Source organism: Bradyrhizobium sp. YR681, assembly GCF_000282615.1.
In the GTDB taxonomy this organism is placed as follows: domain Bacteria; phylum Pseudomonadota; class Alphaproteobacteria; order Rhizobiales; family Xanthobacteraceae; genus Bradyrhizobium.
The window spans coordinates 1-9,629 of the sequence record NZ_AKIY01000343.1; the positions used below are offsets into that span (position 1 = coordinate 1).

General features: G+C 64.7%; 11 protein-coding genes. 5 read left to right on the forward strand and 6 right to left on the reverse strand.

Annotated elements, in window-relative coordinates; translation table 11 throughout:
- Both PMI42_RS36990 and PMI42_RS36995 read left to right on the forward strand, forming a co-directional pair.
- Positions 1-856 (forward strand): PDZ domain-containing protein (locus PMI42_RS36990; RefSeq protein WP_008145100.1); only part of this gene is annotated, 856 nt, incomplete at its 5' end.
- Positions 857-1,126: 270 nt separating this feature from the next.
- The gene (locus PMI42_RS36995; RefSeq protein WP_035968102.1) at positions 1,127-1,489 is read left to right on the forward strand and encodes a hypothetical protein; all 363 of its coding nucleotides are present in this window, start codon (positions 1,127-1,129) and stop codon (positions 1,487-1,489) included.
- 12 nt (positions 1,490-1,501) lie between these two features.
- Here the strand turns inward: PMI42_RS36995 and PMI42_RS37000 are convergent, their stop codons facing one another.
- Together PMI42_RS37000 and PMI42_RS39580 are read right to left on the reverse strand one after the other, a co-directional pair.
- On the reverse strand, positions 1,502-1,786 hold the full coding sequence (locus tag PMI42_RS37000) for a DUF6496 domain-containing protein (protein WP_008145104.1): 285 nt from the start codon (positions 1,784-1,786) through the stop codon (positions 1,502-1,504).
- Between the two features lie 73 nt (positions 1,787-1,859).
- Positions 1,860-2,054, reverse strand: a complete 195-nt coding sequence (locus PMI42_RS39580) for a DUF3072 domain-containing protein (protein WP_008145107.1) — start codon at positions 2,052-2,054, stop codon at positions 1,860-1,862.
- A gap of 115 nt (positions 2,055-2,169) precedes the next feature.
- Between PMI42_RS39580 and PMI42_RS39835 the strand changes: the two genes are divergently transcribed.
- Complete coding sequence (locus PMI42_RS39835; RefSeq protein WP_008145109.1) at positions 2,170-2,391, forward strand: hypothetical protein; 222 nt, start codon at positions 2,170-2,172, stop codon at positions 2,389-2,391.
- A gap of 18 nt (positions 2,392-2,409) precedes the next feature.
- Positions 2,410-2,595 (forward strand): hypothetical protein, encoded by a 186-nt coding sequence (locus PMI42_RS39840; RefSeq protein WP_008145110.1) that lies wholly within the window; start codon positions 2,410-2,412, stop codon positions 2,593-2,595.
- Positions 2,596-2,713: 118 nt separating this feature from the next.
- Here the strand turns inward: PMI42_RS39840 and PMI42_RS37020 are convergent, their stop codons facing one another.
- Positions 2,714-2,947 (reverse strand): hypothetical protein, encoded by a 234-nt coding sequence (locus tag PMI42_RS37020; RefSeq protein ID WP_008145113.1) that lies wholly within the window; start codon positions 2,945-2,947, stop codon positions 2,714-2,716.
- Positions 2,948-3,043: 96 nt separating this feature from the next.
- Complete coding sequence (locus tag PMI42_RS37025; RefSeq protein ID WP_008145115.1) at positions 3,044-3,313, reverse strand: hypothetical protein; 270 nt, start codon at positions 3,311-3,313, stop codon at positions 3,044-3,046.
- Positions 3,314-3,370: 57 nt separating this feature from the next.
- On the opposite strand from PMI42_RS37025, the gene PMI42_RS37030 reads away from it, so the two are divergent.
- A complete protein-coding gene (locus tag PMI42_RS37030; protein WP_240535323.1) occupies positions 3,371-3,676 on the forward strand; it encodes a hypothetical protein in 306 nt (101 codons plus the stop codon).
- Here PMI42_RS37030 and PMI42_RS37035 read toward each other — a convergent pair.
- Both PMI42_RS37035 and PMI42_RS37040 read right to left on the reverse strand, forming a co-directional pair.
- Positions 3,673-5,166 (reverse strand): HWE histidine kinase domain-containing protein, encoded by a 1,494-nt coding sequence (locus PMI42_RS37035; RefSeq protein ID WP_008145119.1) that lies wholly within the window; start codon positions 5,164-5,166, stop codon positions 3,673-3,675. The genes PMI42_RS37030 and PMI42_RS37035 overlap by 4 nt on opposite strands.
- 13 nt (positions 5,167-5,179) lie before the next feature.
- A partial coding sequence (locus PMI42_RS37040; RefSeq protein WP_008145121.1) for a response regulator occupies positions 5,180-9,629 on the reverse strand: 4,450 nt, incomplete at its 5' end.

Below are 9,629 nucleotides of genomic sequence, written 5' to 3' on the forward strand. Positions count from 1 at the left end.
CGGCCGCGACATCGGCAACGGACCCTATGACGACTTCATCCAGATCGACGCGCCGATCAACAAGGGCAATTCCGGCGGGCCGGCCTTCGACATGAACGGCAACGTGATCGGCGTGAACACCGCGATCTTCTCGCCCTCGGGCGGCTCGGTCGGCATCGGCTTCGACATTCCGTCCACGACCGCGAAGCTCGTCGTCGCGCAGTTGAAGGACAAGGGCGCGGTCACCCGCGGCTGGCTCGGCGTGCAGGTGCAGCCGGTGACGGCTGACATTGCCGACAGCCTCGGACTGAAGGAGGCGCGCGGCGCGATCGTCGACAACCCGCAGGATGGCGGCCCGGCCGCCAAGGCCGGCATCGAGGCGGGCGACGTCATCACGGCTGTCAACGGCACCGCGATCAAGGACTCCCGCGATCTCGCCCGTACCATCGCCACGCTGGCGCCGGGCACGTCCGTGAAGCTCGACGTCGTCCACAAGGGCGACGCCAAGACGGTCACGCTCGCCCTCGGCGAGCTCCCGAACGAGCGGCAGGCCCAGGGAAACGGAAAGGCCGATGAGGGCAGGGCGCAGCCGGGCAACGGTACGCCGCGCCTCGGTCTCAGCCTGGCGCCGGCCGGCGACGTGCAGGGCGCCGGCCAAAAGGGCGTCGTCGTCACTGAAGTCGATCCGCAAGGACCGGCGGCGCAGCGCGGCATCCAGACCGGCGACGTCATCCTCAATGTTGGCGGCAAGGCTGTCGCCAATGTCGGCGACGTCCGCTCCGAGCTGGCCCAGGCCAAATCGTCCGGCAAGAACAGCGTGCTGTTGCAGGTCAGAAGCGCGGAGGCGACCCGGTTCGTTGCGGTGCCGCTCGCGTAGGTCGAGCTCTTCCCGCGCAAATCCAAAAGGCGGCCTCAGGCCGCCTTTTCTCATTCGCATCCGAGATACCCACAGGCCGCCGATAACATTCTCGTTAACGGCAGCAATGATGACGGGTTCGTCCGAAAAAGCCGCGTTCGCCCGTCACACTTTTGGAATCGCGTGTTGGGCTTTGGCGTCAATGACGACGCTGGAGCGGGTTGCAGCAGTGGAACTTCGAACGTCCGGCCGTCTTGTGGAACCGGAGGTTCGTATTTGATCGGTGCCGACATGGATCGATTGAAGCTCTCGCTGAGATATGCGCTGCTGGCGGCGCCAATCGTGCTGACGACTGGAAGCGCCCTCGGGCGCGACGATGGCCGCTACGCCAACTCTCCCCTGAAACCCTGGTTCGACAGCCTGCGCAGCCACCTCGGCCCGTGCTGCTCCGACGCCGACGGATTTGCCGTCTCGGATCCCGATTGGGAATCGCATGACGGGCACTACCGCGTTCGTCTCGACGGGCAGTGGGTGGACGTGCCGGATGAGGCTGTCATCACCGAGCCGAACCGGGCGGGGCGCACCATGGTTTGGCCGGTCAAGACCGCGTTCGGGATTGCGATCCGCTGCTTCATGCCGGGCAGCATGATCTGACGGCGAGCCGCGTCAGCGATTGCTGGATTTCCGCTTCGCCTTTGTCTTTTTGGCTGTCTTCTTCTTGGAAGTCTTTTTCTTGGCTGTCTTTCGCTTCGAAGCCTTCTTCGGGACTTTCTTGCCCTTCGCGCGCGCTTCCGACAGGGCAATCGCAATCGCCTGCTTGCGGCTCTTCACGCGCCCGCCACGACCGCCCGGCCCGCTTTTCGCGGTGCCCTTCTTGTAGCGTCGCATCTCGCGCGCGACATCACTGCCGGCGCTGGGCGAGTAGCGGCGCTTCGTTGCCTTGCGTGCCATCGTCTCTCTCCCTTGGCTGGGGGAGAGAACCGGATCGGTGACGCAACGTTCCAAATGCGCCGGCTGTGCTGCCTCAGAACGAGTTCGCCAGTTCGATCTCCGCCTCGAGCACCTGGATGCGGCGCGCGGCTTCCGTGAAGGACAGATCGCGATTGTATTGCGCGGGCTGATAGGCCTCCTCGCTCAGTCGCCTCAACTTCAAGCCTTGCGCGCGAGTCATCTGCTCGCTGAGGAAAGCCCGGGCGTCGTATTTACCTTGAACCTGCATCTGGCCGCTCCTTTCTGAAATCGTGACTTGACTATATGTTCTTATTTTGTTCTAACAAGCCATGGACAACAGAATTAATGAAATTCGACGTAAAATCAGTGCCTTGAGGCTGGAGATGGCCGATATCGAGGCGTCCGTCCGCGACCTCGTCAACCGCGACCGCGACTGCACAGACAAGGCCCTGGCGCAGATGGATCTGCGCCGGAAAATCAACCTGCTGATCGGCGAGTGGAAGGCGGCCGGTGGTGGCGATGTCCTGCCGGATGTTCGTCATCGTGTCCGTCTTCGTGCGCTGAAGAAGGCCAGTGATCCCGTGCGCGCCATCGTGCGCCGCTGAGAATTTTGGGAGCGCGCAGTGGAGGAAGACCCGGACACGTACCGGATCCTGAGGCTGCGCGCCGAGATTCTCGAACTGGGCTCAGCCATCAGGCAATTGCAGCGCGAGGGTCTCGATGACGCCGCGGCCCAGCTCCTGATTGGACGCAAGCGGGCGCAACTCGACCAGCTTGTGAAGACGAATTCCGCGGGCGCGCGGACTTAGCATCGTCGACATCAGACGCGGCCAGAGAGCGTCCCCGATGATGTGGCGCTGGATTGTATCGAACCGCCAAAGCAAGAAGGCCCCGCGGTAACGGGGCCTTCGATGAACGGCAGTGCGCCTATTTGGCGGTGCTCGTGCCCTTGGTCATGGTGCCGCCCTGGTCCGAGCCGGGGCCGGAGCCGCCTTGACCGGAAGCATCGGGGCTCTTCGATTTGGTATTGGCGCCCGTCGTCTGCGAGGACGGTGTCGTGGAATCATGTTTCGCCTTGTGCGACTTGGCCTGCGCGGCGAACGGTGCGGCCGCGAGGCCGGTTGCCAACATCATGGCGAGAGCGAGCTTGGTCGTCTTCATGCGCGGGAACTCCCTGAGTTAAATTGACGCAGGCAGCCAACTGCTGGTCATCGCGGGAGTTCCCAACAAAGCATGCGCGCAGGCTTCACGCGCGCTTCAAAATTCCTTGTCCTCGGCAAGGATGAACACGATGCCGGTGAGTGTTGCACCGATCGCGAAAGTCGTCACCAATGTGAGGACGAAGACGATAACGGCCTGGTTTCCGCCGTGATTCAGCAGATTGGCGACCGACGGATTAGACAGGCTGAGCGCGAGACCGAATCCGAGCCCGAGAGCTGCCCCCATCATCGTATGCGTCACGAGCTTGATGACGCCGGTGGGAGAGATCAGGCTCGGCGACTTCTTGGGCGACTTTTTCGCGCGCATGGAACCGGCCCTCGATTCGCATTCAAACGCGCGCGCTGATCATGGGGTTCCATCCCCATGAAGGAATTGTCATCCGCGGCTTCATCCAGCGTTCATGCCGGGCTTGCGAGGATAAACGGCATCAACACGGGAACATTCGATATGGGTAAGGTTGTCTTTCTCTATCGCTCGCTGGCCTATCGAAACGCGGCGGCCGACATGCTGCGCAAGGCGCGCAAGCTGCCGCGGGGCGCGGAGCGCAGTGCGGCACGTCGCTATGCGAAGGCGTTGGGTGATCTCGCCCGAACAGAAGCCTGGCTCGAAGGACGGATCGCGCGCGAACCGCGATCGGCGCAGCCGATCAAGACGGCGGCGTCCGGCTAACCGGATGCGCGCTGCAACTCGGCGGCGCTGGCGGCGTCGAATTTACCCGTTGCGGTCGGCGTCGCCGCGGTCTTGCGGATCAGCGGCACCTCCAGACGGCACAACAGACCCTCGGCCCGCCAATCGAATTGCGCCTGTCCGCCAAGCTGGGACTCGACGCTCGCAAGCAGGCTCCGCGTGCCGAAGCCGCGAGACTTCGGCGTCCTCACCAACGGACCGCCGGATTCCTCCCAGCTCAGTGAGAGGTGGTCCTCCGCGACCTGCCAGCCGATCATCAGCCGACCCGACCGCGTCGAGAGCGCACCGTATTTGGCCGAGTTGGTGAAAAGCTCGTGTAGCGCCAGCGCCAATGTCTGGGCAGTCGCCGGCAGCAACTGAACCTCAGGGCCTGCCAGCTTGATCTGGCCGCCGAGCGAGTAGGGCGCGAGCTCCTCGTCGATCAGCTTCGAGAGTTCGGCGCCCTGCCAGCTCGACAGCGACAGGATCGTGTGCACGCGCGCGAGCGCATTGATGCGCCCCTCGACGGCATTGACGTAGGCCTTGACCTCGTCGGCACGGGTGAGGCGCACGATCGACTGCGCCAACGCCAGCGCGTTCTTGGCGCGATGATCGACTTCCCGCGCCAGCAGATTCTGCCGTTCCTCGGCCCGCTTGCGTTCGGTGATGTCCACGGTGACGCCGCTCACGCGCACCACCCGGCCGCTATCGTCGGCCGTGGCGGCGGCCGTGCCGACGCACCAGCGGACATCGCCGTCGGGCCGCACGATGCGGAATTCCGTCTCATAGGCGCGCGTGCCCTTGTTGAACTCGGCGACGGCCTTGCGCAGCTGATCGACGTCGTCGGGATGCAGCAGGGCCTGAACGTTGGCCGGGTTGACCTCGAAGCTCTCGGGGCCGACGCCAAAGATGCGATACTGGCCCTCGTCCCACATCCAGTCGCCGCTGATCCAGTCCCAGTCCCAGGAGCCCATCTTGCCGGCGGCAATCGCCATGCTGCGCCGCTCCTCGCTCTCGCGCAGCTTTGCGGTGGAGTTCTCCAGCTCGGCGGTGCGCGCACGCACGCGGTCTTCGAGATCCTGGTTCAGCCGCTCGAGCTCGCGGGTCTTGCGGTAGAGCTCGGCAAATACCTTGACCTTGGCACGCAGCACCTCCGGCACGACCGGCACCGGGACGTAGTCCACGGCGCCCATCTCGTAGCCGCGCAAGCGGTCGATGTCGCTCACTTGAATTGCCGAGATGAAGATCATCGCGGTCTTCTGGAAACGCGGATGCTCGCGGATCATCGCGGCGAGCTCGAAGCCGTCGAGCTCGGGCATGCAGACGTCGACCAGGATCACCGCGATCTCGGTCTTGAGCAGCACTTCCAGCGCCTCGCGGCCCGACGAGGCGATCACGAGGTTCTCGCCGAGCTCCTTCAGGATCACCTCATAGGCGAGCAGCTTGGCGGGCTGGTCGTCGACGAGGAGGATGTTGACCTTTTCGTGGTCCATTAGCGGATCCAGCTTAGCGGTGCAGCCACATGCGGATCGCAAGCAGCAATTGATCGGTGTTGACGGGTTTGGCGAGGTAGTCGGACGCGCCGGCTTCCAGGCATTTCTCGCGATCGCCCTTCATCGCCTTGGCGGTCAGTGCGATGATAGGCAAGCGTGCGAAAGCCGGGTTCTCGCGGATCACGCCGATGGTCTGATAGCCATCCATCTGGGGCATCATGATGTCCATCAGCACGATGGCGATTTCCGGATTGGATTCGACCAGCGTCACCGCTTCCCTGCCGGTCGTCGCCGTCAGCACCTTCATGCCGCGCCGTTCCAGTACGCTCGACAGGGCGAAGATGTTGCGGGCGTCGTCGTCGACCAGCAGCGCAGTCTTGCCGATCAGGTCCTCGTCGGAACTGTTCAGCTTCTCCAGCATGCGCTGCTTCTCGACCGGCAGTTCCGTGATCACGCGGTGCAGGAACAGCGCGGTCTCGTCGAGCAGTCGCTCCGGCGATTCCACGCCTTTCACCACGATGCTGCGCGCCATGGTGTGGAGTTCCGCGTCCTCCTCCGCCGAAAGCTCGCGGCCGGTGAAGACCACGACCGGAATGTTGGACAGCGCCTCGTCGTTGCGGATCTGGTCCAGCACCTCGAAGCCGCTCATGTCGGGCAGTCGCAGGTCGAGCACCACGCAATCGCAGGGCGCTTCGCGCAGCGTCGAGAGGGCGCCGGCGCCGGTGTCGGTCGTGACGATCTCGATGTCGTCGTGATGCAGCAGTTCGCGGATCGAGAGCTGCTCGGCCGCGTTGTCCTCGACGATCAGCAGCCGCTTGCGCCGCGGCCGCGCGTATTCCTTGATCTGCGTCAGCGCGGCCGAAACGCCTTCGGTCGTCGTCGGCTTGTTGACGAAGGAGAAGGCGCCGCGGGCCAGCGCATGCTGGCGGTCCTCATCCAGCGTGATGATCTGCACGGGGATATGGCGCGTCAGCGGATTGTGCTTGAGCTGGCTCAGCACGGTCCAGCCGAGCATGTCAGGCAGGAACACGTCGAGCGAGACCGCTCTCGGCTGGTACTGCTTGGCAAGCTCCAGCGCCTCGGCGCCGCGGGCCGCCACCAGCACCTTGAAGCCCTTGTCGCGCGCGAGGTCGACCAGCACACGTGCGTAATGCGGGTCGTCCTCGACGATCAGCAGGATGGTGTCGCCGGGCTCGAGGTTGAGGCGGTCGTCGGCGATCGGCTCGATGACGCGCTGCTCGGTGGCCGTCGAAGGCGACTGCAACGCCGGTGGCTGATTATAGGCTTGCGGCGCAGGCGACGCGCTGCGCGGCGCCAGCGTCGGCCCTGAATATTTCAGCGGCAGATAGAGCGTGAAGGTCGACCCTTTGCCGGTCGCGCTGCGCAGGTGGATTTCGCCGCCGAGCAGGCTGGCGAGCTCGCGGCTGATGGCAAGGCCAAGGCCGGTGCCGCCATATTTTCGGCTGGTACCCGCGTCGGCCTGCTGGAACGCCTCGAAGATCAGCTTCTGCTTCTCGAGGGGAATGCCGATGCCGGTATCGGAGACTTCGAACGCGATCACGGCCGGCGCGGAGTTCAGCACCGGGTGATCCGTTCCCCAGCCGCCGAGCGCGCCGCCGACCTTCAGGCGGACTTCGCCTTCGGCGGTGAACTTGAAGGCATTGGAGAGCAGATTCTTCAGGACCTGCTGCAGGCGCTTGGAGTCGGTGACGATGCTGCGCGCGAGGTTCGGGTCGACGTCGATCTTGAACGAGAGATTGCGGTTCTCCGCCTCGTGCCGGAACGGCCGGCCGACGGTTTCGAGCAGGTTTGCGGTGAGGATTTCCTCCGCGTCGACCGTCACCGTGCCGGACTCGATCTTGGAGAGGTCGAGAATGTCGCTGATGAGGTTCAAGAGGTCGGTGCCGGCGCCGTGGATGGTGCGGGCGAATTCGACCTGCTTGCCCGTGAGGTTGCCGTCCGGATTGTCGGTGAGCTGCTGTCCCAGGATCAGGATCGAGTTCAGCGGCGTGCGCAGCTCGTGGCTCATATTGGCGAGGAATTCGGACTTGTACTTGGACGTCAGCGCCAGCTCGGTCGCCTTTTCCTCGAGCGCGCGGCGGGCCTGTTCGATCTCCTGGTTCTTGCGCTCGACCTCGACGTTGCGCTCGGCGAGCTGCTGCGCCTTCTGCTCGAGCTGGTCGTTGGTCTGCTGCAATTCGCGCTGCTGGGTCTGCAGTTCGCCGGCGAGCTGCTGCGACTGCTTGAGCAGGCCTTCGGTCTGCATCGTCGCCTCGATCGAGTTGAGCACGATGCCGATGGAGTCGGTGAGCTGCTCCAGGAACGTCATCTGCGAGGTCGTGAACGAGGTCAGCGAGGCGAGCTCGATCACAGCCTTGACCTGGCCTTCGAACAGGACCGGCAGCACCACGAGGTTCTTCGGTGCGACGCGGAGCAGCGCCGAGTTGATCGGCACCACGTCGGAGGGAATGTCCGCGATCACGCGCGGGCGCCGGTCGAGTGCGCATTGGCCGATCAGGCCTTCGCCGATCGGCAGCACGCGCTGATAGGGATAGACACCGTCGCCGGCATAGGAGGCCAGCAGCAGGAGTTGCGGATTGTCCTCGTTCTCGATCTGATAGATCACGCCGGTATGCGCGTTCACCAGCGGCGACAGCTCGGTCAGCAGCAGCCGGCCGACGGTGGCGAGGTCGCGCTGGCCCTGGAGCATGTTGGTGAATTTGGCGAGGTTGGTTTTCAGCCAGTCCTGCTCGGTGTTCACGTCCGTGGTGAGACGGAGGTTCGTGATCATCGTGTTGATGTTGTCTTTCAGCTCGGCGAGCTCGCCGCGGGCATCGACCTGGATCGACGGGGTGAGGTCGCCCTTGGTCACGGCGGTCGCAACTTCCGCGATCGCGCGCACCTGCGAGGTGAGGTTGGCCGCCAGCAGGTTGACGTTGCCGGTCAGGTCCTTCCAGGTGCCGGCGGCGCCGGGCACGTCGGCCTGGCCGCCCAGCCGTCCTTCGACGCCGACCTCGCGCGCCACCGACGACACCTGATCGGCGAAGGTCGCGAGCGTCTCGGTCATGTTGTTGATGGTGTCGGCGAGCGCCGCGACCTCGCCCTTCGATTTCACGGTGAGATTCTGTTTCAAATCGCCGTTGGCAACCGCGGTCACCACCTTGACGATGCCGCGGACCTGCTCGGTCAAATTCGCCGCCATGAAGTTGACGGTGTCGGTGAGATCCTTCCAGGTGCCGGCCACACCGGGCACCTGGGCCTGACCGCCGAGCTCGCCTTCGGTGCCGACCTCGCGGGCGACGCGCGTGACTTCGCCGGCAAACGCATTGAGCTGGTCCACCATGGTGTTGATGGTGTTCTTCAGCTCGAGGATTTCGCCCTTCACGTCGACCGTGATCTTGCGGGACAAGTCGCCGCGCGCGACGGCCGTGGTGACCTCGGCGATGTTGCGGACCTGCGTGGTGAGGTTCGCCGCGAGCAGGTTGACGTTGTCGGTGAGGTCCTTCCAGGTGCCGCCGACGCCGGGCACGACGGCCTGACCGCCGAGCCGGCCTTCGGTGCCGACCTCGCGCGCCACGCGCGTCACTTCGGCGGCGAAGGAGCGGAGCTGCTCGACCATGGTGTTGAGGGTGTCCTTGAGCAGCAGGATTTCGCCGCGCACGTCCACCGTGATTTTCTTGGAGAGGTCGCCGCCGGCGATCGCGGTCGCGACCTCGGCGATGTTGCGGACCTGCGCCGTCAGGTTCGAGGCCATGAAGTTGACGTTGTCGGTGAGGTCCTTCCAGGTGCCGGCGACGCCGGGCACTTCGGCCTGGCCGCCGAGCTTGCCTTCGGTGCCGACCTCACGCGCGACGCGCGTGACTTCGCCGGCAAAACCGTTGAGCTGGTCCACCATGGTGTTGATGGTGTTTTTCAGCTCGAGGATTTCGCCCTTCACGTCCACGGTGATTTTTCGCGACAAGTCGCCGCGCGCCACGGCGGTGGTGACTTCGGCGATGTTGCGGACCTGGGCGGTAAGGTTGCCCGCCATCGAGTTGACGCTGTCGGTCAGGTCTTTCCAGGTGCCGGCGACGCCGGGCACGTTGGCCTGGCCGCCGAGTCGGCCTTCGGTGCCGACCTCGCGCGCCACGCGCGTCACCTCGCCCGCGAAGCGGTTGAGCTGGTCGACCATCGTGTTCAGCGTGTCCTTCAGCTGAAGGATCTCGCCGCGCACGTCCACCGTGATCTTGCGCGAGAGGTCGCCGCCGGCGATGGCGGTTGCCACCTCGGCGATGTTGCGGACCTGGGCGGTAAGGTTGCCCGCCATCGAGTTGACGTTGTCGGTCAAGTCTTTCCATGTGCCGGCGACGCCCGTCACCTGCGCCTGTCCGCCGAGCTTGCCCTCGGTGCCGACCTCGCGCGCGACGCGGGTGACTTCGCCGGCGAAGGCGTTGAGCTGGTCGACCATGGTGTTGAGCGTTTCC

Coding starts and splice junctions, on each gene's coding strand:
- PMI42_RS37030 (WP_240535323.1), top strand. CDS start 3,371: ATGAAGGAATTGTCATCCGCGGCTTCATCCAGCGTTCATGCCGGGCTT.
- PMI42_RS39835 (WP_008145109.1), top strand. CDS start 2,170: ATGGCCGATATCGAGGCGTCCGTCCGCGACCTCGTCAACCGCGACCGC.
- PMI42_RS37025 (WP_008145115.1), bottom strand. CDS start 3,313: ATGCGCGCGAAAAAGTCGCCCAAGAAGTCGCCGAGCCTGATCTCTCCC.
- PMI42_RS37000 (WP_008145104.1), bottom strand. CDS start 1,786: ATGGCACGCAAGGCAACGAAGCGCCGCTACTCGCCCAGCGCCGGCAGT.
- PMI42_RS37020 (WP_008145113.1), bottom strand. CDS start 2,947: ATGAAGACGACCAAGCTCGCTCTCGCCATGATGTTGGCAACCGGCCTC.
- PMI42_RS36995 (WP_035968102.1), top strand. CDS start 1,127: ATGGATCGATTGAAGCTCTCGCTGAGATATGCGCTGCTGGCGGCGCCA.
- PMI42_RS39580 (WP_008145107.1), bottom strand. CDS start 2,054: ATGCAGGTTCAAGGTAAATACGACGCCCGGGCTTTCCTCAGCGAGCAG.
- PMI42_RS37035 (WP_008145119.1), bottom strand. CDS start 5,166: ATGGACCACGAAAAGGTCAACATCCTCCTCGTCGACGACCAGCCCGCC.